Here is a 24,242-nt window from a genome sequence, read left to right as displayed (position 1 = left end):
ATCTAAATTAAATCATTAATTTTATTTAATATTATATTTTCATTAAGATCTATATCTAGATTTGAATTTATTTTAATATATTTTTTGGGATTTTTTTTTAATATTCTTATAAAACCATTTTGTACTTTTTCATAAAACTTACTGTTAAATTTATCGTACCTATTAAGCTTTTTTCTTAGTCTAAGTCTTTTTTTCATATTTGATAAATTAACGGTATTTAAAAAAGTAAAATCAATTTTAATATTTCTTAAAAGATGATTGTTGATATTTTGGATAAATTTTAGGTTTACACCCATTCCATAATGTTGGTAAGCAATTGTTGAGTCTGAAAACCTGTCTATCAGTATGATTTTTTTACCAGCATTTTGTCTTATAATTTCTACATTTTCACTTCTTGCTGAAAGATAAAGTAGTAAATCAGTTTCTTTATTAAATGTAGACTTGTTATCTAGAATAAGATTTCTAATTTTTTCTGAATTTGCACTGCCGCCAGGTTCTCTAATTTTAATAAATTTAATTTTTTTACGTGTTAAGTAATTTGCAATTTTCTTTATATGATGGGATTTACCAGTACCCTCTATACCTTCAAATACTATTATTGGTTTCTTAGACATCGCCCCAAATTAAAAAATTAATTGATTTCATTAACCTTGAAAAAACATTTAATTTTTTAACATCTTCATAAGCAAGTAAATCATATTCTTCGATAAGTTCACCATCAAAGCTTAACTTTAATTTTCCCAAGATATCATCTTTTTTAATAGGAGCTTGAATTGGACCATTGTAATTCAATGATACTTTCAATAGTCTTTTTTTTGCTTTTGGAATAGTTTTATAGATATCATTTTTTATATAAGCTTTAACAGTATCTTTTTTACCTAACCAAACATCTATATCTTCTATTGGTGTGTTTGCTTTTGTGATTTCAACTAAGTCAAAATTTGTTAAGCCCCAGGTTAAAAGTTTAGCACTTTCGCGAGATCTATCATTTTTAGTATTGAAGCCACTGCCTACTGCTATTAATCGTCTTCCATTTCTTTCTACAGATGACGCTAGAGAATATTTTTCAACAGCTAAATAACCAGTTTTGATTCCATCTGCTCCAAGTTTTTTATATAATAGAGGATTTCTATTACCTTGAGTAATGGGGTCACCCCCTGTTCTGTCCCAAGTAAATTCTCTTTCTGCAAAATACTTATATTCTTCAGGAAATTCTTTAATAAGATATCTGGACATGATCATAATATCTCTTACCGTTGATACGTTTTCGGTATTATTAATCCCTGATGAATTAGCAAAATTAGTATTATCCATTCCTAATTCTTTAGCTTTAGCCGTCATCATCACTGCAAATTCATCCTCTGTACCAGCTATACCCTCAGCTAAGGCAACACATGCATCATTACCAGATACAATAATTATCCCCTTAAGTAAATTTTCTACACTAACTTCATCACCCACCATTATAAACATCGAAGAATAGCCAGCTGACGAAAGTCTCCAAGCATTCTCGGACACTAAAAATTTTTCATCCAGATTTAAATCACCACTTCTAATTAAATCAAACGCAATAATGGTAGTCATAATTTTTGTCATTGAAGCTGGATAAATTGATTTATCAGCATCTTTTTCAAATAATATTTCACCTGAAAGATAGTCTTGTAATATTGCTGTTCTAGCCTTTACATTAAACGCAGCATTAGAATTGGCTGTTAATAAGAGTGTCAATAAAATTGTTATAAGTTTTAATTTAATCATTTTTTATAATTACGATATTTTCAAATTCAAGTATGCTTATATCATTAAATGATTTTTGTAGAGAGTTAATGTTATTAAAAGGACCAGCATATACTCTATATTTTTTTTCATTAATTTTTTTGATTTTAGCATCCCTAATCGTTGTTTCTTTAATGATTCTATCAACTAGCAATAATGCTGTATCATTAAAATAAAAATCAGCTATTTTTATTTTGTAAGAGAATTTTTTACTTAATTCATTTTTGGTATTTTTTTCTTTAATGTTAAGATCACTAATATTGATATTGTTAACTGGAGCCTTGTTGGCAACTTTTTTTTCTTCTTCAAATGTTTTCGTTCTTTTTGCTACAAATAGTGCATCTTCTAGTATTTCTAAAATTTCTACATAAGGTTCATTTTCATTTAACCCTATTTCATCTGCTATTCTCAATGATAATACTGCATTATTAAATAAGGGATAATCAGCATTACTACCAACAGTGGCTATAACAGATTTATTATTTAAAATATTGGTAATTTTAACAATTGTATTTTTTTTTAAATTTTTTTGAAAAATAACTAGGCTTCGTTTGTCAATTTTTTTTGAAATAATCTTATTATCATAAAACTTATCACTATAAATAAGACTAAATCCATTGTTTATAAATGGATTATCCAATGAATTAGAAATTGTATTTTTTGTTAAGTTGGTTGCCGTACAGTTATTTAACAATATGAAGCAGCATAAGATTAATAGTTTCTTATAAAGCATTTTCAAATTTTTCCTTTAAAGTACATACCGCAAGTCCAAATCTTAAGGATCTATTCCATTGTAGTATTTTTTCATAATTTTCAAAAACTATATAGGCTGGATCTAAATTTTGAGCATCAGGTATAATATCTTTATCTGGTGTTATTATTGATGCAATCAAATTTTCATCAACAACATTAAAACTTTCATCATTAATTAAATATTTTTTTAGTAGTTTAAATTTATTTTTATTGTGAAGTTTTTTTGCGGATGTGTTTAATATATTGTTAGGTATATTTTTTTTTAATTTGACTTTTATGAAACAAGGTTGGTTTTTCTTCCATCCTATTTTATTTATATAGTTGGCTGCAGAAGCAAATGAATCTATAGTTGATTTAAGCTCAATAATGTTATTTTTATCATAGTCTATCGCATAGTTGTCTATAGTAGAGGGCATAAATTGGAAAAAACCGAAAGCTCCTGCCCACGAACCATATAAAATATTATGGTCTATTTTCCCTGCATCTATTAATTGAAGAATTGTAATTAACTCATTAGTAAAAAAATCAGATCTTCGTTGATCATAACTTAAAGTTGCAAGAGATGATAATATATCCATTTTTCCTACATAAGTTCCAAAATTAGTCTCTATCCCCATCAAAGCTAAAAGTAACTCTTTCTCAACTGAAAATTTATCATCTATTATATTTATGAAATCTTTATTCAATCCATAAAGTTGAGCACCCATATTTACTTTTTGTTTAGAGGTTCTCTTCGATATGTAAGTTTTTGTATCTTCATAGAACTCGGGTTGAAAACGGTCATATTTTATCACCTTGGGTAAAAATACAACATCAGACATTGCTAGATTGAATGTCTTTTCTGAAATTTTTTTTTCTAAAGCATAAACTTTAAAATTTACCAACCACTCGTTAAATTCTTTTTCATTGGCATTTAATGTTCCGTGGATAATTGTGAAAAATATAATTATAAAATATTTAATTATTTTCATATAAATCTTTTAAATAAATAATTACAGCAATCCATATTAAAATGAAACTTAATGATTTATCGAAAGAAAAAGCCTCCTCATAATAAAAAAAGCCTAATAAAAACTGAAAAGTTGGAGTTATATAGAAAATCATTCCAGTGGGTCCAAGACCACACAGCTCAACACCTCTTACGTATAGAAATAGAGGTATGACAGTCATTGGCCCAGCTAACATTAATATAAACATCAACGAAGGATCATTCAAACTAAAGATATTTAGATTGTTTTTAAAAAGTAAAAAAAATGAAAATAAAGCAAACGGTAATATGAAAAGACTTTCTATTAAAAGGCCAACATCAGTATCAACATTAACTTTTTTTCTAAGAAGGTTGTAAAAACCCCAACTTAGAGCAACAATTATTCCGACCCAAGGGATTGAGTGAAAACTTTTAAATAAGAGAAATAATATAGATAACAAAACTAGCAGTATGGAAAGACCTCTTCTTTTATTTATTTTTTCACCATAAAAAATATACCCTAAGAATACACTTAAGATAGGCATAATAAAATAACCAAAACTTGCATCAATAATTTTTTCTGTACCTACAGCATAAATCCAAGTTGCCCAATTTATAAAAATTAGTAAGCTTGAAAAAAATAAATAAATTATGCTCCTTTTATTTTTTATAATTTCAAAAAAAACATCCCATTTAGAAAAATAAAAAGTAGTTATTATTAAAACTACAGATGTCCATACGCAACGATGGATCACTACCTCTATAGACCCAGCAAAAGAAATATATTTGAAGTAAATAACCCCAATAACACCCCACCAAAAAGATCCTAATGCAGTTAAACCTATACCTTTATTGAATTTTTTCTTTTCCATAGTAATAAAATTATACTTATTAAATGATTATCTGTTCAATTTATCAATTTTATTGTTGAATTAAAAATTTATAATAATAAAACGTTGCTAACGGAGAGATGGCAGAGCGGTTGAATGCACCGGTCTTGAAAACCGGCAAAGGGGCAACTCTTTCCTGAGTTCGAATCTCAGTCTCTCCGCCACTATTCACTGATGTATTTATAATTTTTAAAAATCTCCGTAACTTTATTTAGCTTAATTTGAATTGTTAAATTTTGACCTTGATTAAATTTATAAAGATTTTCATCATCATAATCCAGCAAATCACATAAAAGCTTTAACTCTTGCTCTTTAAAATGATCAATATATTTTTTAGTAAATGAACCTAGCAGTTTATCCATTTCTTTAGTGCCTCTATAGTTGGCTCTATAAATTATTTTATTTTTTAAATCCTTTATATTAATGGTCATAAAAATTATTATATTACATCTAACATGAAAAATAAGAATAATTACGATTATTTATTGGCTGATCTCACTAAATTAAATGGGGTGGGTAAAAAAACCATGGAAATTTTAAAGAAAAAAAAAGTAAATAATATTTTTGACTTACTGTGGAGATTGCCTAAGTCTTATACAGACAGAACCCTAGTTAGTAAAATTTGTGACCTACAAATAGGTGTTATTCAAACTATCAGAATTGTTCCACTAAAATATCAATTTCCAAGAATTCGAAACTTACCAAATAGAGTAAATTGTATTGATGAAACTGGAAAGATTGATTGTATATTTTTTAATAGTCACGAAGGATATGTGAGGAAAATTTTACCGTTAAATGAAGAGGTGACAATTAGTGGTAAGATAAGTAATTATAAAGGGCGATATCAAATAACAAATCCCACGTATATTTCACAGGACAGCTCTTTAATTGAAAATATTGATAATAAGTATTCGCTAACGGATGGGATTACTGAAAAAACTTATAATAAAATCATTAATCAAATATTAAAAAACTTACCTACTTTAACTGAGTGGCATGACAAAGACATATTAAAAAATTTTAATAATCAAAGCTGGAATGAATCAATAATAAAATTACATGATCCAAAAAATATTGAAAATTATAAATCTGATTTTTATAAAAGGCTTGCTTATGATGAAATACTGGCATCATTTTTAGTTAATTCAGAAATTAGAAAAAAAATAAAAAAAATAAAAAAAATATCAAAAAATTTTACTGAAAAAGCCCATAATAATATAGTTAATAAATTAGATTTTACTCTTACTAATGATCAAAAAATTTCATTAAATGATATCAATAATGACCTAAATTCTAAAAGTAAAATGTTTAGACTTTTGCAGGGTGACGTTGGAAGTGGCAAAACTATTGTTGCATTAATTTCTTCTTTAAGTGTCATTAGTTCAGGGTTCCAAGTTGCATTAATGGCCCCTACTGAAATATTAGCTAGACAGCATTATAGTTTGGCAAAAAAACTATTTCCTAAAAATATTAAAATTGAATTACTTTCCAGTAAGAGTGAAAATAGTGAAAAAAAAAGAATTGTAAAAGAATTAGAAAACAATAAAATTCAAATGGTTTTTGGCACGCATGCAATTTTTCAAAAAAAAATAGTTTTTGCAAACCTTGGTTATATTATAATTGATGAACAGCATAAATTTGGAGTTAGGCAAAGAAAGCTTTTATCAGATAAGGGTGGTGATAATTGTGATGTTCTTTTAATGTCAGCAACACCAATTCCAAGAACCCTAACTATGTCAGTTTATGGTGATATGGATGTTTCTATTATTAAGGAAAAACCAAGTAATAGAAAAGAGGTTAAAACTTATAGTAAATTAGAAAGTAAAATAGATGATGTTATTAATTTTGTAAAAAAAGAAATAAAAGAAGGAAACCAAATTTTCTGGGTATGTCCCTTGATAGAAGAATCAAAAAAATTAGATCACCAATCGTCAGTTACTAAATACAAATTTCTTAATGAAATTTTCCCAAATAATGTTGCATTACTCCACGGAAAAATTGATAATGAAGAAAAAGAAGAAATATTGAATAAATTTTTAAACAAAAAATATTCAATCTTAGTTTCAACAACAATTATAGAAGTTGGTATTGATTTTCCTAATGCCAATGTAATCATAATAGAAAATGCTAATAAATTTGGATTATCACAGTTACATCAATTAAGAGGCAGAGTTGGACGTGGAACAAAACAAGCTAGTTGTATATTGATGTTTAAGTCTAATTTAACCGTTAATGCTAAAAAAAGAATAAATATCCTAAAGAATTCCAATGATGGTTTTGAAATTTCAGAAGAAGATATGAAGTTAAGAGGTTTTGGTGATTTACTTGGGTTTAAACAAAGTGGGGTTAAAAATTTTAGATTGGCGGACCCCATTCAAAACGAAGACTTATTTTTAATGGCAGAGAAACAAATTAAAAAAATAGAATTAGAAAATATTGATATTAAAAAATATAAAGCATTACTCAAGTTATACGATCAAGCAGATATAATTAACGATATGGTTTAGCTTTTTGGCTTAGAGGTTCCCGCCGAAACTATAAATTTTGACGCTTCTTCAAATGTCATATCCAAATAAATCAAATCTTCTTTTGGTATCATTAGCAGAAAGCCACTTGTTGGGTTGGGCGTTGTTGGAACAAAAACATTAACCAAGTTAATATTTGTTTTAGCTTTAATTTCACCTGTATTTTCTTTGGTAGCAAAACCCACGGCCCAAGATCCTTTTCTTGGATACTCAACTAGCACTACGCTTTTTTTATTACCCTCTTGCTCTCTAAAAGAATCTGTCATTTGTCCAATCGCAGAGTAAATAGTTCTTAGTATCGGCATTCTTTTAAATAAATCGTCAATTATTTGTAAAAATTTTTTACCTATAAAAGTTAAAGAAAGGCCACCAACAACCGTAATAAAAATAATTGTTAAAATTATTTCAATACCTGGAATTGCATATGGAAGATAAGTATTAGGATTTAATCCTGATGGTACTAAATTTGTTGAAAAATTTATTAAGAATTTGCTTAGATAAAGTGTAAACCCAATCGGTATTAAAACAATTACCCCTGTGAAAAAATAGTTTCTTAATTTAAGAGCTAATGATTTTTTTTTCTTAATAGGCATAGATAATTTAGCTATAACTTGAATAAACAACAAATGAAACAGCTATAATGAAAAGTGTAACTAAGATTTTATTGTTTAAATTCATAAAAGTATATATTTATATGATTATCAAAATTTTAATAAAATGAATAGAAGAAAATTTTTAAATTATGTTGGGTGCGGATGTTCAGGCTTGATGTTAGGTGCTTGTTCTACAGCGCCAATTACTGACAGAAGGCAATTAAAAATTATACCTGAATCTAAATTAAACGCTCAAGCAGCTCAAATTTTTGAAAAGGTCAAAGAAAAAGAGAAAATGAGTGATGACACTAAAACACTAAATGAAATTAAAGATATTGGAAAAAGAATGGAAGACTCTATATCTGAATATTTTTATAGAGTGGGTTTAAACGATCCTACTGTTAATTTTGATTGGGAGTATATTTTAATAGATAATAAAAAAGTTAAAAATGCTTGGTGTATGCCTGGTGGTAAAATTGCTGTGTACACAGGAATACTTGATGTTACAAAAAATACAAATGGTCTTGCATCAGTCATGGGTCATGAAATTGCACATGCTGTTGCTAAACATTCAGTTGAAAGAGCTAGTAGAAGTGCACTTTTACAAACTGGAACATCTTTGATTGATATTTTTTCAGGTGGAAAATTAGGACAGATCAATCAAGCAACCGGCATGAACACTGTAGGACTATTATCCCAAATAGGTATAATGAATCCTTTCTCAAGAACCCAAGAAAGTGAGGCTGATTACCTGGGAATGATTTTTGCTTCATTATCTGGTTTTGATATCAGGGAAACTAAAAGGTTATGGGAAAGAATGAAAGCAGAAAATAAAGGCAAAGAACCCCCTCAATTTATGAGCACGCACCCATCTTCCTCTAAAAGAATAAAAGATTTATCAGAATGGGAAAACAGTGTCATTTTAGACTATCCACCGATTACGATTAGTTAATATTTTAGAAATTATTTTAGTGGTGAGCCCTGATGGACTCGAACCATCGACCCATTCCTTAAAAGGGAATTGCTCTACCAACTGAGCTAAGGGCCCACATATAAATTAATGAAGTTAAGATAAATGTTTTTTTTTATTTAATTTTAAAAAAAAACTTTTGGTGAAGTCTTCTTTAAAATTTTTAAATTTCTTTACACTTAAAAATCTAAACAATAAAAAAATATCAAACTTGAATAATTTTTATTACCAAAAAACAATTATTTATTCCATAACATCACAAATTGCAAATATTTAAATTACAACTTATCAATGTATTCATCATGAAATTTATCAAATGTACCTTTTTTAATATTTTCTCTAATAGAAGACATTAATTCTTGATAAAAGTTGATGTTATGTAAGGTTAAAAGTGTAGAACCCAGTATTTCATTCGTATTAAATAGATGATTTAGATAGTTTTTTGAATACTTGTTAAGATTTAGATTTGAACAATTTGGATCAAGAGGCTCATTATCATTTTTAAATTTATTATTTTTAATATTTATACGACCTTTCCAAGTGAAAGCTAAACCGGTTCTTCCAGATCTCGTTGGCATTACACAATCAAACATATCAACACCTCTCTTAACAGCACCCAGAATATCAGCTGGCGTCCCTACACCCATTAAATATCTTGGTTTATCATCAGGCATAATATTTTTTAAATCATCTAGAACACTAAACATTTCATCTTGACTCTCTCCAACTGCAAGACCTCCTATTGCATAGCCATCAAAGCCAATTTTAATTAACTCATTAAGAGATTTTGTTCTTAAATCTTTGAATAAACCACCCTGAACTATTCCAAATAAAGCTTTATGTGGGTTTAAACCAAAAGCTGTTTTAGATCTTTCAGCCCAATATATGGATAATTCCATAGATTTATTAATTATATTATAGTCAGTAGTTTTTTTAGGACACTCATCCATGATCATAACAATATCTGAGTCTAATCCTTTTTGAACTCTAATGCTCTCTTCGGGACTTAATATGAATTTTTTACCATCTACATGAGAGTTAAATATTGCACCTTTTTCTCTGTCTACTTTGTTTAATTTTGAAAGTGACATAACTTGAAACCCACCAGAATCTGTAAGTATCGGAAGCTCACAATTCATAAACTTATGAAGTCCTCCTGCAGAAATTATTCTATCTACACCAGGTCTAATCATTAAATGATAGGTGTTAGATAATATTATTTCAGAACCAGTTTTAATAACATCATCAATAAGACAAGCTTTTACAGTTGCCTGAGTACCGACAGGCATGAAAGCAGGTGTTTGAATGTTGCCTCTATGGGTTTCAATAATACCAGTTCTGGCAAATTTATCATTTTCAATGACATTAAATTTGAAATTTTTTAATGTCATTGAAAGGTGTATTAATATTATTTAAAGCTAATAATTTTATCTGGGTTAGTAACGGAACCGTTATTATTTTGGTCTCCTCTTTTAATTTTATCGACCAGGTCCATACCTTCAATAACTTTACCAAAAACAGTATATTGCCTATCTAGGAATGATGCCTCTTTGAAACAAATAAAAAATTGACTATTAGCACTATTTGGATCTTGTGATCTAGCCATAGACAAGGTTCCTCTTTCATGAGGTAAGTCGCTAAATTCTTCTTTAAGATCTAGTAAATCAGAACCACCCATTCCAGCTCTTTTTAAATCAAATTGGTCATTAGAAGAGTTACCAAATTGTACATCTCCTGTTTGAGCCATAAAGCCATCAATTACCCTATGAAATACAACACCATCATATTTTCCATCTTTGGCTAATTGTTTAATTCTTTTAACATGGTTGGGGGCAACATCTTCAAAAAGTTCTATTTTAATATCTCCATCTTTAAGTTTTAAAATCATTATATTCTCCTGTGCGATTATATTATTGGTTAGTATAAAAAATAAAATTAAAAATTTTGTTATAAATTTATTCATATTTCTCTTTTAAAGACTTTATTGTACTTTTTGTAGTAAATTTTTTTATATCACCTTTTAGTCTCACTATTTCTTTAACAAATCTTGATGAAATAATTTGATTTTCAACATCAGACATTAAAAAGATTGTTTCTATATTGTTGCTTAATTTTCTATTCATTCCAGCTAATTGAAATTCATATTCAAAGTCAGATACAGCTCTTAGACCCCTTAAAATAATATTAGATTTGTATTTTTTACATAAATCAGTTGTTAAAGATGTAAATGAAATAACTTCAATCTTTTTTTTATCAAACTTTAAATCAACAAATAGAGCTTTTTTAATTAACTGTATTCTTTCAAGTGAATTAAAAAGATAATTTTTATTAGTACCATCAGAAGCAGCAACAATAACTTTATCAAATAACTTTAAAGCTTTTTTTATAACGTCAATATGACCAAAAGTTATAGGGTCAAATGTTCCAGGATATACAGCAACTTTTTTCATTAGTCCAAGTTATCATCAATTTTTATTGCCGAAACAACTTTTTCATCACCGGATAATTTGATAATTCTTACACCCTGAGTATTTCTTCCAGCTGTTCTTATCTCTTTAACAGCAACTCTAATTACTCTTCCTTTATTTGTTGAAATCATTACATCATCGCCTTCAATAACTGGAAACGACGAGCATATACTGCCGTTTCTTGGTGAGTTAATAATTCCAATTATACCCTTACCACCTCTATTGGTAACTCTATATTCATTGTTCAAAGTTTTTTTGCCGTATCCATTTTCTGTAATAGATAAAACAAATCTTTCTTCAGACTTTGAATCTTTTTTTGTTTTTTCTTTATTTGCTATTGATAGAGAAACGATCTCATCGTTAGGTGATAACTCAATACCTTTAATACCTTTAGACGATCTACCCTTAAATATTCGTAGTTTTTTTGATTCAAATCTAATGCATTTACCATTTTTTGTACTTAACATTACATCCTGATCATCCTTACAAATTTCAACGCCTACAATTTTGTCATTAGGGTCTAACTTTATTGCAATTTTTCCAGCTGAATTAATTGAAGAAAAGTCTTCTAAACTATTTTTTCTAACTTTGCCTTTTGCAGTTGCAAAAACAATTTGAAGATTTTTCATATCGCTCTCATCATCTGGAAATGGCATTATTGAACTGATAGATTGATGATTTTTTAATGGTAAGATGTTGAATAGAGATTTACCTTTTGATGTAGTTGATCCTTCAGGTATTTTCCAAGTTTTAATTTTGTAGACAAGTCCTTCTGTTGAAAAGAAAAGAACAGAAGTACGAGTATTAACTGATAAAGTTTGAACCACAGAATCTTCATCTCTCGTTGTGATCCCAGATTTTCCTTTACCACCTCTTTTTTGCTGTTTGACGCTACTTAAAGCTCCTCTTTTAATATAACCCTGAAGAGTAACTGTAATAATCACTTCTTCTTTTTGAATGGTCTCTTCGATATCATAGTTTAAAACGGCATCTATAATTTTAGTTCTTCTTGGAACTGCAAACTTTTCTTTGATAGTTTTAAGTTCTTCACTTATTACGTTTAAAAGTTCTTTTTTAGAATTAATTATTTTTTTATAACCTTTGATCAGGTCAGCTAATTTTTTAATTTCAACTTCTATTTCATTAATTCCAAGAGCTGTAAGTTTTTGAAGTCTAAGTTCTAAAATAGCAATTACTTGAGGATCGGATAGTGAGTATAAATTTTTTCCCTTTTTATCTTCAACAAGTGAAATTAGCTTTAAAGATTTATTTATTTTCCACTTAGTGCTTAATAATGATTTTTTAGCATCATCAGGAGTTTTTGAAGACCGTATAATTTTTATAATCTTATCTAAATTCTCAACAGATACTGATAATCCAATAAGGATATGAGCTCTGTCTTCAGCTTTCTTTAAATCAAACTTAGTTTTTTTGATTACTACGTCTTCACGGAATGTTAAGAAATTTGATAAAAATTCTTTTAAATTACAAATTTTAGGTTTCCCGTCAACAATAGCTAAAGTGTTAAAACCAAAAGAGCTTTCTATAGATGTATTTTTATAAAGTAATCTTTTAATAGTTTCTGGTTCAACACCATTTCTTAAATCAATAGCAACTCTAATCCCTTCTCTGTTAGATTCGTCTCTAATATCTTTTATTCCCTCTATTTTTTTCTCTCTAACAAGTTGGGCAATTCTCTCATTTAAAACTGATTTATTTACCTGATATGGTACGGAAGTTATAACGAGTCTCTCTCTACCATTTTTTTGTGCTTCAACACTAATTTCACCTCTAATTTTAAACGACCCACGACCCACGTTATATCCAGCTTTAATAATTTCTTTTCCGATGATGACACCACCTGTTGGAAAATCAGGACCTGGTATATGTTTCATTAACTCTTTAATTTTAACATCTTTATTTTCAATTAAAGCTAATGTTCCATCTATAATTTCACCCAAATTGTGTGGTGGAATGCTTGTAGCCATTCCCACGGCAATACCACCTGCACCGTTTACTAGTAAATTAGGATATTGAGCGGGTAAAACTGTAGGTTCTTTTTCAGTTTCATCATAATTACTTTTATAATCAACAGTATTTTTTTCTATATCATCAATTAAGTATTGAGAAACTTTAGCTAATCTTGTTTCCGTATATCTCATAGCCGCAGCTGGATCTCCATCAATAGATCCAAAGTTACCTTGACCCTGAACAAGAGGTAAACTCATAGAAAAATCTTGTACCATTCTAACAAGAGCGTCATAAACAGATTGATCTCCATGTGGGTGATATTTACCAATAACATCACCAACTATTCTTGCAGATTTTCTAAATTGTTTTGACCAATCGTAGCCACCTTTATACATGGCAAATAATATTCTTCTATGAACGGGTTTAAGTCCATCTCTGACATCAGGAAGAGCCCTACTCACAATTACACTCATTGCATATGACAAGTATGATGAGCTCATCTCATCATGCATTGAGATAAGTTTAATATTTTTGTCTTTAGGTATTTCTGTGTCTTTCATAGAAACTAAAATGGAATTTCGTCATCCATATCATTAGGTGCTTGGGGGCTATCATCAGGATTGCTAGCAATAGCTTGCGAATTGTCATTTTGAATACCACCACCGCCAGTGTTTCCACCACCCAACATAGTAAGTGAAGAATTGTATCCTTGAATTACAATTTCAGTTGAATACTTGTCTTGACCAGATTGTTCATCTTTCCATTTTCTAGTCGTTATCTGCCCCTCAACATAAATTTGAGCACCTTTTTTCAAATATTGTTGAACAACATTGACTAACCCTTCATTAAATACAACTATTCGGTGCCATTCTGTTTTTTCTTTTTTTTCGCCAGTTGCTTTATCTTTCCAAGATTGGCTAGTAGCTAAACTTAAGGTAGCAAGACTTTTGCCATTCGACATTTGTTTGATTTCTGGGTCTGCGCCTAAACGCCCAATTAATAATACTTTATTTAAACTTCCAGCCATAATATTTATAATTCTTTATTAATTTAATTAATTTTATATCACAATATAAACTCAATATTAATTTTATTAATTTAAAGCAACTAAAATTATGATCAAAAAGATAGTTATCAAGGGTGCTAAGGAGCATAATTTAAAGAATGTTTCTGTAGAAATACCCAAAGATCAATTTGTTGTAATTACTGGTCTTTCTGGTTCAGGAAAATCCTCACTAGCATTTGACACTGTCTATGCAGAAGGACAAAGAAGATATGTTGAAAGTTTATCAGCTTATGCTCGTCAATTTTTGGATAAAATGAAAAAACCAAATGTTGATCTTATCGAGGGATTAAGTCCTGCGATAGCCATAGAGCAAAAAAATACATCTAAAAATCCAAGGTCAACTGTTGCAACAGTTACTGAAATTTATGACTATATGAGGGTGTTGTATGCAAGGGCTGGTGTTCCCTATTCACCATTCACAGGAAAGCCAATTACATCACAAACAATTACACAGATTGTTGATTTAATAAAAAAATTACCAAAAAAATCTACAATTTATATTTTTGCTCCTGTGGTCAGAGGTCGTAAGGGTGAGTATAGAAAAGATATTTTAAGCTATAAAAGAAGAGGTTTTAGAAAAATTAAAATTGATGAAGTCATATACGAAATAGACAATGCACCTAATTTAGATAAAAAACTCAAGCATGATATATCTGTTTTAGTTGATAGAATTGTTTTGAATTCCAATCTTGGTAATAGACTTGCTGAAAGTATTGAGACAGCTGTAAATTTATCAAATGGATTGGTATTTGTTGAGTATGAAGATGAAACATTACCACAAAAATTTAGAAAAATTGAAAAATTAATTTATTCTACAAAATTTGCCTGTCCAGAAAGTGGTTTTACAATTGAAGAGATTGAGCCAAGACTTTTTTCTTTTAATAGTCCGTACGGAGCGTGCGCAGAATGTGAAGGTATAGGTATTAAATTGAATGTAGATCCAAATTTAGTAGTTCCTGATGAGAAAAAAAGTATAGCAGATGGTGCTATAGAACCATGGGCCAAATCTACAACACTATATTATGCTCAAACCTTGGCCTCTATTGCTAAACATTATGGAATTTCTTTAGATGAGAGATGGAAAAAACTTCCAAAAAAATTTAGAGATGTAATATTGTTTGGATCTGATGAAGAAGAAATTAAGTTTGTTTATGATGATGGTTATGAAAAATATTCTCATAAAAAAACTTTTGAAGGTGTAATAAATAATCTTGAAAGAAGATTTCTTGAATCTGATAGTGAATGGAAAAGAGAAGCAATAGCTGAATACCAATCCGATTCTGCTTGTGAAGGATGTAACGGTAATAGATTAAAAGAAGAAGCCTTGTGTGTTAAAATTGATAATCAGAATATAAGCGAAGTAACTAAAAAATCTATTTTAGATGCAGCTAAATGGTTCAAAGGTCTAGAGCAAAACCTTGATAAACGACAATTTAAGATAGCAGAACATATTTTAAAAGAAATTAATGAAAGACTAACGTTCCTTTTAAATGTTGGTCTTGAATATCTAACATTATCAAGAGAGTCAGGAACTCTTTCTGGTGGTGAGGCTCAAAGAATAAGGCTCGCATCACAAATTGGTTCTGGATTAACTGGTGTATTATATGTTCTTGATGAACCTTCTATTGGATTGCATCAAAAGGATAATGTTAAATTAATAAATGCATTAAAAAGACTAAGAGATTTAGGTAACACTGTAATTGTTGTTGAGCATGATACAGAAACTATGGAAAATGCAGATCATATAATAGATATGGGTCCAGAAGCCGGAACTAATGGTGGTGAAATAATTGCACAAGGTACTTATGATGAAATACTGAAAAATAAAAACAGTATTACTGGTCAATACTTATCTCATAAAAAGTATATAGAAATTCCAAGAACCAGAAGGCTTGCAAAAAATGGAAGATTTGTTGAAATTAATGGTGCTAGTGGAAATAACTTGAACAACGTTAATCTTAAAATTCCAACAGGAAGTTTTACTTGCGTAACTGGTGTTTCAGGTAGCGGTAAATCAACTCTAATATTACAAACATTATATCATGCATTAAATTTAACCTTGAATAACAAAGCTAGAAAAGTCCCTAAAGAGTTTAAGAGTTATAAAGGTGTTGAGCTTATAGATAAAATAATTGATATAGACCAGTCTCCTATTGGAAGAACACCTAGATCAAACCCAGCAACTTATACAGGAGCTTTTGGCCCCATTAGAGATTGGTTTACAGCACTACCAGAGTCAAAAACAAGAGGATATAAGCCAGGCAGATTTTCTTTTAATGTTAAAGGTGGAAGATGTGAAGCTTGTGAAGGTGATGGTGTAATTACATACGAGATGCACTTCTTACCTGATGTTTATATCCAGTGTGATGAATGCAAGGGAACCAGATACAATAGAGAAACTCTTGAGATAAAATTTAAAGATAAAAGTATTGCTGATGTATTGGATATGTCTGTCGATGAAGGATGTGAGTATTTTGAAAATATTTCAAATATTAAAACAAAACTATTAACACTAAAAAAAGTAGGCCTTGGGTATATAAAGATTGGACAGCAGGCTACAACACTATCCGGTGGTGAAGCTCAACGTATTAAGCTTGCTAAGGAACTATCAAAAAGATCTACAGGAAGAACTATGTACATATTAGATGAACCCACAACAGGTCTTCATCAACATGACATAAAAAAACTATTAGAAATATTGCACACATTTGTTGCATTAGGAAATACAGTTGTTGTTATTGAACATAATTTAGATGTAATTAAAACAGCTGATTATATCGTTGATATGGGTCCTGAAGGCGGTGTCAAAGGTGGAAATATTATCGCAGAGGGCAAACCTGAAGATATTATCAAAATAAAAGGTAGCTATACTGGAGAATTCTTAAAGCCTATGCTGGAAGAAAAATTTAAAAAGAAGTTAAAGATTTAAACAATTAGTGTATAAGTGATTCTAATTATGGGCAATTTACTATCATCTTTACCAAAAACAATTCATGCATCATTAGCTTTAGCTATAATATTTTTTCTAGGGTTATTTTATGGTAATGGTGGTTTTGATTTTGATACAATTTTTTGGAGTTGGTTAACAAGATTAATTCACGTAACAGTTGCTATTATGTGGATTGGGCTCCTTTGGTATTTTAACTTTGTACAAATTCCAAATATGCCAAAAATCCCTGATGAACAAAAACCTGCTATAGGCAAAGTTATTGCTCCAGCTGCATTATTTTATTTTAGATGGGCCGCTTTACTAACTGTACTATCAGGATTAATTTTAGCTTATTTAAATGGTTATTTACACGATGCTATGACTTTAGGTGGTGGTGGAAAAAATACAGCTATCGGTATCGGTATGTGGCTTGGTCTATATATGGCATTTAATGTTTGGTTTATAATTTGGCCAAATCAAAAAAGAGCACTAGGTATGGTTGAGTGCGAACCTGATGTTAAAGCAAAATCAGCAAGAACAGCAATGTTGTTTTCAAGAACAAACACTCTTTTATCGTTACCAATGTTACTTTCAATGGTAGCAGCTCAAAATCTTTATTAAATCTACTCTGTATCTTCTTTTAGGATTGTTTTTTGTGAAACTCTAAGTTTTACAAGTATAGGATTAGCTATATAAATTGAAGAATAGGTTCCAAATATAACACCCATTATCATGGCTAAAGAAAAACCTTTTAATATTTCTCCACCAAATAAATAAATTGAAACTAAAGCAAGCAATGTTGTGGCTGACGTAATTATAGTTCTGGAAAGAGTTTCATTGATTGAGATATTTGTAAGTTCATAAATCTTGATATCAGAAAATTTTCTTAAATTTTCCCTAACTCTGTCATAAATAACAACAGTATCGTTCATTGAATAACCAACTATAGTTAAAACGGCGGCAACTATTGATAAATTTATTTCTAGACTGAATAGCGAGAAAAGACCTAGTGTTATAATGACATCATGGAATAAGGCTAAAATAGCACCTAAACTAAATTGCCATTCGAATCTTATCCATATGTAAAATAACATTGCAGCTAGAGATAGTGCTATTGCAATAATACCAGACTTTAATAATTCAGAGCTAACTTTTGGGCCTACATTTTCAACTCTTCTGAAATTAAAAGAGCCCCCCAAAGAAGATGTTAAATCTTTTTTAATAACCTCTATAGCGTTTGCACTTGTGTCTTTTTTCTCTATCTTAATTAAAAAATCATTTTCATTACCAAATTTTTTAACATTAAAATCTCCTAAATTCATTTTATTAAAAGATTGTCTTAGAGAAGTGACATTAATATTTTTATCATTAGACCTTAGTTCTATTAAGGTTCCACCTTTAAAATCTACACCAAAATTAAGTCCTTTAAAAAATAACAATAGAACAGATGCCACAACTAGAGTTAAAGAGATAAGATTAAATAGTTTATAAAATTTATTAAAATTAATCATTTATATTAGGTTAGTTTTTTCTTTATTTCTTACCACGTAAAGACCAGTAAGCATTCTTGCAATAAAATAAACTGAAAACAGTGTAGTAAAAATTCCTACAGCTAAGGTCACAGAGAAGCCTTTAACAGGTCCGGAGCCCATAAAGAATAAAATTACAGCTGCAATTAATGTAGTTATATTAGCATCTATAATTGCAGTTTTTGATTTCACATAACCTGTATCAAAAGCTATTATATTATTTTTTTCTTTCTTGCATTCTTCTTTAATTCTTTCAAAAATTAATACATTAGCGTCAACTGCCATACCAACTGTTAAAATAATACCAGCTATTCCAGGAAGTGTTAATGTTGCTTCAAATAAAGTTAAAATACCAACTAAAAAAAATAAGTTAATTAGTAGTGTTATATTAGCAATTAGACCAAATATTTTGTATTTAAAAAACATAAAAATTATAACTAATAAAAAACCAATCATAAGAGCAATAACCCCAGCATTAATTGAGTCTTGACCAAGGTCAGGTCCTACTGTTCTTTCTTCAATTATATTAAGTGGAGCTGGTAATGCTCCTGATCTTAATAGTAGAGCTAAGTCTGTTGCAGATTGGAACGTAAAATTTCCACTGATCTGGCCATTTCCACTTGCTATGGTATCTCTAATTACTGGAGCACTAACAATTTTACCATCTAGAACGATAGCTAATTGCTTGCCAACACCGGTACTAGTTGCTTTACCAAATCTTTTAGCCCCCACTCTATCAAGAGTAAATGATACTACTGTTTCGTTTGTTTGATTGTTCATTTGTGGTTGAGCATCCAGTAAATTCTCACCATTTAAGATTATCCTTTTACTAACCATTGCTTCGCTAGTTCCATCTTCAAACTGAAGTATTTCAGTTCCAAAAGTATCATTACTATTTTGAGAAACAAATCTAAATGTCAAATTTGCAGTTTTTCCTAAAAGTGACTTTATACGCATGGGATCATCAAGACCAGGAAGCTCGACTAAAATTCTATTATTACCTCTTTTTAATATATTGGGTTCATTAGTACCAACCTCGTCAACTCTTCTTCTAACTATTTCTATAGCTTGATCTTGTGAAGATGTTTTAATTTCAATAAGTCCATACTTTGAAAGAGTTAAAGTAAATTCATTATCTTGAATATTTACATCAAACTGATGTGATTTATATTGAAAATAATATGGGTTAATATCGCTTTCCTTATCAAGAAAAAAAGATTCAACTAATTGAGCATTATCATTAGAAACATTAAATATTATTTTTTTATTTTCTATCCTCAGATCATTAAAAGTTATTTTCTTATCTTTTAAAAAATTTCTAATAACAGTTGTTGTATTTTGTAATTTTTGAATTTCAACTGGACCGTTATCAATCTCAAGTAAAAGATATGAACCACCCTGTAAATCTAAACCTAAATTTATCTTTTTTGAAATAAAGCTATCTTCAGAGTTCTGAAAATTTGATGCAGCGATAAAAATAAAAAAAATAGATACTAATGAAACTAAGGTAATTCTTAATTTAGAAAAGTATAACACTTTAGTTAAATGTTATTTTTTTACTTCAGGGGAGTTAAGTAATCCTTGGATGCCTGTAGATTTGATAATTTCAACTTTAACGTTGTCAGCAATTTGCACTTCAACTTTTTCATTATCAATAATTCTTTCAACTGTCCCAATAATACCAGCAGATGTTACAACCTTGTCTCCTCTTGATAAGTTTTCTACCATGGCTTTATGCTCTTTAACTTTCTTTTGTTGAGGTCTTATTAAAAAAAAGTAAAAAATAACAAAAATTAAAATTAGTGGTATAAATTGTCCTATTCCTGAATCCATTTTTCTCCTTGATTAAAGTGAATACTTACAACATCTATTAAATTAAAACAACTTTAAATCTTATTGATTTTTTCAATATTATTCATGTAAGGCCTTAAAACTTCAGGTACAATAATAGACCCATCTTCTTGTTGATAATTTTCTAATATAGCAACTAATGTTCTACCAACTGCTAAACCACTCCCATTTAAGGTTCCAACAAGGACAGTTTCATTTTTTTCGTTTTTATATCTAGCTTTCATTCTTCTTGCTTGAAACGATCCACATGAAGAACAGCTTGAGATTTCTCTATATTTATCCTCAGATGGAAGCCACACCTCAATATCAAAAGTTTTTTCAGCACTAAACCCCATATCACCAGTACACAAAACTATTTTTCTATATGGAAGTTTTAGTAAATCTAAAATTTTAGTTGCACAATCAGTCATTCTATCGAGTTCTGGTAAACACTTATCAGCCTCAACAATACTCACCATTTCAACTTTGTAAAATTGGTGCTGTCTAATCATGCCTTTTGTATCTTTACCATAACTACCTGCTTCTTTTCTAAAACATGGAGTTGAAGCAACCATTCTCATTGGAAGTTTTTTTTTATCAATAATTTGATCTTTTACAATATTGGTTAAAATAACTTCAGCAGTTGGAATTAAAAACTTTCTGTCAGTAGAATCATCTAATTTAAGTTCAAACTGATCATTATCAAATTTAGGTAATTGTCCTGTACCGTACATAGTAGCATCTGTTACAATTAGTGGCGGTGATATCTCTTCATAACCATTAGTATTGACATGTGTATCAAGCATAAAATTTGATAAAGCTCTTTCTAACAAGGCCAATTTATCTTTTACAAAAACAAACCTAGAGCCAGTAGTTTTTGTTGCTAGATCAAAATCAAGCATTTTTAAGTTTTCACCTAATTCATAATGAGATTTAGGCTTAAATGTAAAATTATGTATTGTTCCTGATTTAGAAATTTCTATATTTGAGTTTTCATCCTTACCTGTAGGAACGTCAGAATGAGGTATATTTGGTATTGATGATAAAATAGTTTCTAATTCATTTTTAACATTAGTTTGTAATTTACTAATATTATCTATTTCAGATGAAATTTTTTTAGATTTTTCAAAAAGTGACTGATCTTTAGACTTAGAAATATCTTTTTTTTCTTTTTCAAGCAATTCTCTTTGTTGGATATACTCTCTATTGCTCTCATCCAATGATAAAATCTTATCGACATCTATATCTAGGAATCTTTTATTCAAAGCTTTTTTAAAGGCTTCAATATCATTTCTAATTTCTTTTGTATTATGCATTTTTTTTATTTTTCTTATCAATAATGTTTACAGAAAATATAGATAATTCATATAAAATCAATAATGGTATGGCTAGTCCAATTTGAGTTATAGGATCAGGCGGTGTTAATAGTGCGGCTGCTGCAAAAATCATTACAACAACATATTTTCTTTTTTCTCTAAGAAATTTAGCATTAACTATGCCAACTCTAGCTAACAAACTAAGAACAACTGGTAGCTGAAAACTTATACCAAATGCAAAAATTAATTTCATCACAAGTGAAAGATATTCACTAACTTTTGCTTCCAATTGGATGGGTAAGCCTGTTGAAGCCCCTGTGCTTTCGAAAGAGAGAAAAAACTTTATAGCCAGTGGCATTATTAAATAATAAACAAGCATTCCTCCTAGAAAAAATAATATAGGCGTTAAAACTAGATAAGGAACGATTGCAATTTTTTCATGCTTATAGAGCCCTGGTGCAATAAATTTCCATATTTGTACCAGTATATAGGGACAAGTAACAAAGAATGCTGCAAAAAAGGAAACTTTTAAGTATGTTAAAAATGTTTCCTGTAAAGCTGTAAAAATTAATCTTCTATCAGTTCCACTTTCATTTACTGCTTTAGCAAAAGGCTCAACTAAAAAACCATAGAGATGTTCTGAAAAAAAATAACATCCAATAAAAAAGATAAACAAAAAAATAAAAGAATGAATTAATCTTTTTCTGAGTTCAGTTAAATGACTTACAAAGCCACCTTCATTTTCAGATTTTGTCATTATCTTTTTTTTCTTCTATAGGTTTTTCTATTTCATTAGAATTAATATCAAGGTCAGCTACCTCATTTTGTATATTGCTAATATATCTTTTTGTGGTTCCAATCCATGAGCCAACTTTTTTTAACATATGTGGAAAATCTTTTGGTCCAATAACAATGATTGCAACAGCTACTACTATTAAAATCTCAAACCAGCCAATAGTGGGCATTTAATTTATTCTTTGTCTTTGCTGTCTTGATTATTTTCTGAAACATTTTTAGGCTCAGGTTCAGACTCATCAGTAATATCTGTAGCCATACCTTTTTTAAAACTTTTTATACCTTTGGCTACATCGCCCATTAAACTAGAAATTTTACCTCTACCAAATAAAAGGACAACTAAGATTACTACAATTGCTATTTGCCAAATTCCAATGCTCATAATATTTTATACCTCTTTTAAATTTAATTTTAAAGTAACATTTTACTTTTCTTCTTCTGGACTAAGTGTTCCACCCAGCATCTCATCGATATTTTCATAAATATCTTCTTTTTTCTCTACTTGTTTCTCTTTGTAAAATTTACCAGTACCAAATATTGCATTATCTATATTTGTACTATCAATCAGACCTGCAGATCCTAATTCATCAACCGTAGGTAAATCTGATAACTTCTGAAGACTAAAATGACTTAAGAAATCATCAGTAGTTCCATACTGAATTGGTTTACCAGGTACATCTTTACGGCCCTGTGGTTTTACCCAATTAAGTTCCATTAAAATTTCAAGTGTATTCGTTCCAAAAGCAACACCTCTAATTTCTTCTATTTCAGCTCTAGTAACAGGTTGGTGATAAACAATTATAGCTAATGTTTCAACTGCAGCTCGAGATAGTTTTTTTTCTACAGTTTTTTCTTGAGACATAAGGTTTGATAAATTTTCAGAGGTTCTAAAAGACCATCTCTTAGAAATACAAACTAAATTAATTCCTCTTGATGAGTATTCTTTTTGAAGTTTCTCTAATGATTTTAAAACATCAATTTTTTTTGAAATTTTAGACTCAATGGTATCAATATCTAATGGTTCAGCAGCAGCAAAAATTATTGCCTCAACTTCTCTTTCACCATCATTCATTTTTGAAGGAAAAGTAACTATATTGTTATTTGTTTCTTTTTTTATTTTTGTCATTTTAGTTCTTTAATATAAATATCATCAAATAAGTTTTCTTGCTTTATAGTTAGATTGCCCTCTTTAACCAGCTCTAAGGAACCAGCAAAAATTCCTGCTTTACCTGATGTTTTATATTTTGAACCATTTTTAAATGAAGATGGTATTAATTCATTAATATTTCTCCAATCAATTAACTTACCAAAGAATTCTTTTATTCTTTTGATGCCATCTTCAGTGGTAAAAACTGGAAGTTTAGGAATATTCATCCTTTGAAAATCTTTGGTCATAATAATTGAGGAATAAGATTTTAAAAGTTCGTAAAGATTTAGTTTATATTCAGTACTATATATAGATCGTATATTTCCTTTAATTCCTCTAACTCTTATTTCTCTTCCAAGTCTTTTTCTTTTTAACATTTGGTCAGAAAGTAATCTAATCAACTCTAATTTTTTTAATTGTAATTTTAATTTTTCAGCAACTTCTAAAACTTTAAATTCTTCTTCTGGATTTCCTGGCAACAAAAGTTTTGATTTAAGATAAGTTAACCAGGTAGCCATCAATAAATATTCTGATGCAGACTCTAGATTAAGATTTTTTTCGTTAGTAATATAATTATGAAATTGATCAGCCAGCAATGTTATTGAAATATCTTCAAGATTAACCTTTTGAGCTTTTGCCAAATCCAATAAAACATCAAGCGGGCCGTTATAATTATCAAGATCTACATTAAAATTTTTAGAATCGGTATCAGACATA

The 24,242-nt window shown here is 29.2% G+C and carries 25 protein-coding genes and 2 tRNA genes; 5 read left to right on the top strand and 22 right to left on the bottom strand.

The genetic code is table 11. The features are described 5' to 3' along the window. Positions 1–2: 2 nt before the first annotated feature. The 5 genes from tmk to rarD are packed head-to-tail and all read right to left on the bottom strand — an operon-like array spanning position 3 to position 4,368. A complete protein-coding gene (tmk, locus tag AC5YGC_RS03255; protein WP_496140205.1) occupies positions 3–614 on the bottom strand; it encodes a dTMP kinase in 612 nt (203 codons plus the stop codon). Beyond that, on the bottom strand, positions 607–1,758 hold the full coding sequence (locus tag AC5YGC_RS03250; protein ID WP_496140204.1) for a serine hydrolase: 1,152 nt from the start codon (positions 1,756–1,758) through the stop codon (positions 607–609). The genes tmk and AC5YGC_RS03250 overlap by 8 nt, the downstream gene beginning before the upstream one ends. Further along, on the bottom strand, positions 1,751–2,509 hold the full coding sequence (locus AC5YGC_RS03245) for a hypothetical protein (RefSeq protein ID WP_496140203.1): 759 nt from the start codon (positions 2,507–2,509) through the stop codon (positions 1,751–1,753). Before AC5YGC_RS03245 ends, AC5YGC_RS03250 begins: the two co-directional genes overlap by 8 nt. Then, positions 2,499–3,500 (bottom strand): lytic murein transglycosylase, encoded by a 1,002-nt coding sequence (locus AC5YGC_RS03240; RefSeq protein WP_496140202.1) that lies wholly within the window; start codon positions 3,498–3,500, stop codon positions 2,499–2,501. The genes AC5YGC_RS03245 and AC5YGC_RS03240 overlap by 11 nt, the downstream gene beginning before the upstream one ends. Continuing rightward, positions 3,487–4,368: an EamA family transporter RarD gene (rarD, locus tag AC5YGC_RS03235; protein ID WP_496140201.1), complete on the bottom strand. Its 882-nt coding sequence runs from the start codon at positions 4,366–4,368 to the stop codon at positions 3,487–3,489. The genes AC5YGC_RS03240 and rarD overlap by 14 nt, the downstream gene beginning before the upstream one ends. 92 nt (positions 4,369–4,460) lie before the next feature. Here rarD and AC5YGC_RS03230 point away from each other — a divergent pair. Continuing rightward, a tRNA-Ser gene (locus AC5YGC_RS03230) sits at positions 4,461–4,550 on the top strand. On the opposite strand, the gene AC5YGC_RS03225 is transcribed toward AC5YGC_RS03230, so the two are convergent. Continuing rightward, positions 4,551–4,817 carry a succinate dehydrogenase assembly factor 2 gene (locus AC5YGC_RS03225; protein ID WP_496140200.1) on the bottom strand — a complete coding sequence of 89 codons (267 nt, stop codon included), beginning with the start codon at positions 4,815–4,817 and terminating at the stop codon, positions 4,551–4,553. A 24-nt stretch (positions 4,818–4,841) separates the two neighbouring features. Here AC5YGC_RS03225 and AC5YGC_RS03220 point away from each other — a divergent pair, with 24 nt between their 5' ends. Then, positions 4,842–6,893 (top strand): helicase-related protein, encoded by a 2,052-nt coding sequence (locus AC5YGC_RS03220; protein ID WP_496140199.1) that lies wholly within the window; start codon positions 4,842–4,844, stop codon positions 6,891–6,893. On the opposite strand, the gene AC5YGC_RS03215 is transcribed toward AC5YGC_RS03220, so the two are convergent. Then, positions 6,890–7,504, bottom strand: coding sequence for a DUF502 domain-containing protein (locus tag AC5YGC_RS03215; RefSeq protein ID WP_415324126.1), 615 nt, complete (start codon positions 7,502–7,504; stop codon positions 6,890–6,892). The genes AC5YGC_RS03220 and AC5YGC_RS03215 overlap by 4 nt on opposite strands. Positions 7,505–7,628: 124 nt before the next feature. Here AC5YGC_RS03215 and AC5YGC_RS03210 point away from each other — a divergent pair, with 124 nt between their 5' ends. Continuing rightward, the gene (locus AC5YGC_RS03210) at positions 7,629–8,456 is read left to right on the top strand and encodes a M48 family metalloprotease (protein ID WP_496140198.1); all 828 of its coding nucleotides are present in this window, start codon (positions 7,629–7,631) and stop codon (positions 8,454–8,456) included. 20 nt (positions 8,457–8,476) lie between these two features. Here AC5YGC_RS03210 and AC5YGC_RS03205 read toward each other — a convergent pair. From AC5YGC_RS03205 to ssb, 6 genes are all read right to left on the bottom strand, one after another. Continuing rightward, positions 8,477–8,552, bottom strand: a tRNA-Lys gene (locus AC5YGC_RS03205). A gap of 200 nt (positions 8,553–8,752) precedes the next feature. Continuing rightward, positions 8,753–9,865, bottom strand: coding sequence for a tRNA guanosine(34) transglycosylase Tgt (gene tgt, locus AC5YGC_RS03200; protein ID WP_496140197.1), 1,113 nt, complete (start codon positions 9,863–9,865; stop codon positions 8,753–8,755). Positions 9,866–9,882: 17 nt separating this feature from the next. Continuing rightward, the gene (locus AC5YGC_RS03195; RefSeq protein WP_496140196.1) at positions 9,883–10,437 is read right to left on the bottom strand and encodes a peptidylprolyl isomerase; all 555 of its coding nucleotides are present in this window, start codon (positions 10,435–10,437) and stop codon (positions 9,883–9,885) included. Further along, positions 10,430–10,924, bottom strand: coding sequence for a pantetheine-phosphate adenylyltransferase (gene coaD / locus AC5YGC_RS03190; protein ID WP_415279088.1), 495 nt, complete (start codon positions 10,922–10,924; stop codon positions 10,430–10,432). Before coaD ends, AC5YGC_RS03195 begins: the two co-directional genes overlap by 8 nt. Next, entirely contained in the window at positions 10,924–13,473 is a 2,550-nt protein-coding gene (gene gyrA / locus AC5YGC_RS03185; protein WP_496140195.1) for a DNA gyrase subunit A, read from the bottom strand. The genes coaD and gyrA overlap by 1 nt, the downstream gene beginning before the upstream one ends. 5 nt (positions 13,474–13,478) lie before the next feature. Next, positions 13,479–13,940: a single-stranded DNA-binding protein gene (gene ssb, locus AC5YGC_RS03180; protein WP_496140194.1), complete on the bottom strand. Its 462-nt coding sequence runs from the start codon at positions 13,938–13,940 to the stop codon at positions 13,479–13,481. 88 nt (positions 13,941–14,028) lie between these two features. Here ssb and uvrA point away from each other — a divergent pair, with 88 nt between their 5' ends. Beyond that, on the top strand, positions 14,029–16,908 hold the full coding sequence (gene uvrA / locus AC5YGC_RS03175; RefSeq protein ID WP_415279085.1) for an excinuclease ABC subunit UvrA: 2,880 nt from the start codon (positions 14,029–14,031) through the stop codon (positions 16,906–16,908). Positions 16,909–16,935: 27 nt separating this feature from the next. Next, on the top strand, positions 16,936–17,529 hold the full coding sequence (locus AC5YGC_RS03170; RefSeq protein ID WP_496140193.1) for a urate hydroxylase PuuD: 594 nt from the start codon (positions 16,936–16,938) through the stop codon (positions 17,527–17,529). A gap of 2 nt (positions 17,530–17,531) precedes the next feature. Here AC5YGC_RS03170 and secF read toward each other — a convergent pair whose 3' ends face one another. The 9 genes from secF to AC5YGC_RS03125 are packed head-to-tail and all read right to left on the bottom strand — an operon-like array spanning position 17,532 to position 24,241. After that, positions 17,532–18,419, bottom strand: a complete 888-nt coding sequence (secF, locus tag AC5YGC_RS03165; RefSeq protein ID WP_496140192.1) for a protein translocase subunit SecF — start codon at positions 18,417–18,419, stop codon at positions 17,532–17,534. Continuing rightward, positions 18,420–19,973, bottom strand: a complete 1,554-nt coding sequence (gene secD / locus AC5YGC_RS03160; protein ID WP_496140191.1) for a protein translocase subunit SecD — start codon at positions 19,971–19,973, stop codon at positions 18,420–18,422. A gap of 12 nt (positions 19,974–19,985) precedes the next feature. Next, positions 19,986–20,270, bottom strand: coding sequence for a preprotein translocase subunit YajC (yajC, locus tag AC5YGC_RS03155; RefSeq protein WP_168606286.1), 285 nt, complete (start codon positions 20,268–20,270; stop codon positions 19,986–19,988). 53 nt (positions 20,271–20,323) lie between these two features. Next, complete coding sequence (gene serS / locus AC5YGC_RS03150) at positions 20,324–21,583, bottom strand: serine--tRNA ligase (RefSeq protein ID WP_496140190.1); 1,260 nt, start codon at positions 21,581–21,583, stop codon at positions 20,324–20,326. Next, positions 21,576–22,340, bottom strand: coding sequence for a twin-arginine translocase subunit TatC (gene tatC, locus AC5YGC_RS03145; RefSeq protein ID WP_415276262.1), 765 nt, complete (start codon positions 22,338–22,340; stop codon positions 21,576–21,578). The genes serS and tatC overlap by 8 nt, the downstream gene beginning before the upstream one ends. Further along, a complete protein-coding gene (gene tatB, locus AC5YGC_RS03140) occupies positions 22,327–22,548 on the bottom strand; it encodes a Sec-independent protein translocase protein TatB (RefSeq protein ID WP_415272397.1) in 222 nt (73 codons plus the stop codon). The genes tatC and tatB overlap by 14 nt, the downstream gene beginning before the upstream one ends. Positions 22,549–22,553: 5 nt before the next feature. Next, positions 22,554–22,760 (bottom strand): twin-arginine translocase TatA/TatE family subunit, encoded by a 207-nt coding sequence (tatA, locus tag AC5YGC_RS03135; protein ID WP_271505205.1) that lies wholly within the window; start codon positions 22,758–22,760, stop codon positions 22,554–22,556. Between the two features lie 42 nt (positions 22,761–22,802). Continuing rightward, the gene (gene scpB, locus AC5YGC_RS03130; protein ID WP_415279077.1) at positions 22,803–23,504 is read right to left on the bottom strand and encodes an SMC-Scp complex subunit ScpB; all 702 of its coding nucleotides are present in this window, start codon (positions 23,502–23,504) and stop codon (positions 22,803–22,805) included. Beyond that, positions 23,501–24,241, bottom strand: coding sequence for a segregation/condensation protein A (locus AC5YGC_RS03125; protein ID WP_496140188.1), 741 nt, complete (start codon positions 24,239–24,241; stop codon positions 23,501–23,503). The genes scpB and AC5YGC_RS03125 overlap by 4 nt, the downstream gene beginning before the upstream one ends. Position 24,242: the final 1 nt, after the last annotated feature.

The sequence above is a fragment of the Candidatus Pelagibacter sp. uisw_138 genome, from assembly GCF_059512485.2.
Note: the sequence above shows the minus strand (reverse complement) of the source record. Positions and strands in the feature narration are given on the sequence as shown.

Excerpts from the sequence above, each read along its gene's own strand:
- tmk (WP_496140205.1), bottom strand. The coding sequence starts at position 614 with ATGTCTAAGAAACCAATAATAGTATTTGAAGGTATAGAGGGTACTGGT.
- AC5YGC_RS03250 (WP_496140204.1), bottom strand. The coding sequence starts at position 1,758 with ATGATTAAATTAAAACTTATAACAATTTTATTGACACTCTTATTAACA.
- AC5YGC_RS03245 (WP_496140203.1), bottom strand. The coding sequence starts at position 2,509 with ATGCTTTATAAGAAACTATTAATCTTATGCTGCTTCATATTGTTAAAT.
- AC5YGC_RS03240 (WP_496140202.1), bottom strand. The coding sequence starts at position 3,500 with ATGAAAATAATTAAATATTTTATAATTATATTTTTCACAATTATCCAC.
- rarD (WP_496140201.1), bottom strand. The coding sequence starts at position 4,368 with ATGGAAAAGAAAAAATTCAATAAAGGTATAGGTTTAACTGCATTAGGA.
- AC5YGC_RS03225 (WP_496140200.1), bottom strand. The coding sequence starts at position 4,817 with ATGACCATTAATATAAAGGATTTAAAAAATAAAATAATTTATAGAGCC.
- AC5YGC_RS03220 (WP_496140199.1), top strand. The coding sequence starts at position 4,842 with ATGAAAAATAAGAATAATTACGATTATTTATTGGCTGATCTCACTAAA.
- AC5YGC_RS03215 (WP_415324126.1), bottom strand. The coding sequence starts at position 7,504 with ATGCCTATTAAGAAAAAAAAATCATTAGCTCTTAAATTAAGAAACTAT.
- AC5YGC_RS03210 (WP_496140198.1), top strand. The coding sequence starts at position 7,629 with ATGAATAGAAGAAAATTTTTAAATTATGTTGGGTGCGGATGTTCAGGC.
- tgt (WP_496140197.1), bottom strand. The coding sequence starts at position 9,865 with ATGACATTAAAAAATTTCAAATTTAATGTCATTGAAAATGATAAATTT.
- AC5YGC_RS03195 (WP_496140196.1), bottom strand. The coding sequence starts at position 10,437 with ATGAATAAATTTATAACAAAATTTTTAATTTTATTTTTTATACTAACC.
- coaD (WP_415279088.1), bottom strand. The coding sequence starts at position 10,924 with ATGAAAAAAGTTGCTGTATATCCTGGAACATTTGACCCTATAACTTTT.
- gyrA (WP_496140195.1), bottom strand. The coding sequence starts at position 13,473 with ATGAAAGACACAGAAATACCTAAAGACAAAAATATTAAACTTATCTCA.
- ssb (WP_496140194.1), bottom strand. The coding sequence starts at position 13,940 with ATGGCTGGAAGTTTAAATAAAGTATTATTAATTGGGCGTTTAGGCGCA.
- uvrA (WP_415279085.1), top strand. The coding sequence starts at position 14,029 with ATGATCAAAAAGATAGTTATCAAGGGTGCTAAGGAGCATAATTTAAAG.
- AC5YGC_RS03170 (WP_496140193.1), top strand. The coding sequence starts at position 16,936 with ATGGGCAATTTACTATCATCTTTACCAAAAACAATTCATGCATCATTA.
- secF (WP_496140192.1), bottom strand. The coding sequence starts at position 18,419 with ATGATTAATTTTAATAAATTTTATAAACTATTTAATCTTATCTCTTTA.
- yajC (WP_168606286.1), bottom strand. The coding sequence starts at position 20,270 with ATGGATTCAGGAATAGGACAATTTATACCACTAATTTTAATTTTTGTT.
- serS (WP_496140190.1), bottom strand. The coding sequence starts at position 21,583 with ATGCATAATACAAAAGAAATTAGAAATGATATTGAAGCCTTTAAAAAA.
- tatC (WP_415276262.1), bottom strand. The coding sequence starts at position 22,340 with ATGACAAAATCTGAAAATGAAGGTGGCTTTGTAAGTCATTTAACTGAA.
- tatB (WP_415272397.1), bottom strand. The coding sequence starts at position 22,548 with ATGCCCACTATTGGCTGGTTTGAGATTTTAATAGTAGTAGCTGTTGCA.
- tatA (WP_271505205.1), bottom strand. The coding sequence starts at position 22,760 with ATGAGCATTGGAATTTGGCAAATAGCAATTGTAGTAATCTTAGTTGTC.
- scpB (WP_415279077.1), bottom strand. The coding sequence starts at position 23,504 with ATGACAAAAATAAAAAAAGAAACAAATAACAATATAGTTACTTTTCCT.
- AC5YGC_RS03125 (WP_496140188.1), bottom strand. The coding sequence starts at position 24,241 with ATGTCTGATACCGATTCTAAAAATTTTAATGTAGATCTTGATAATTAT.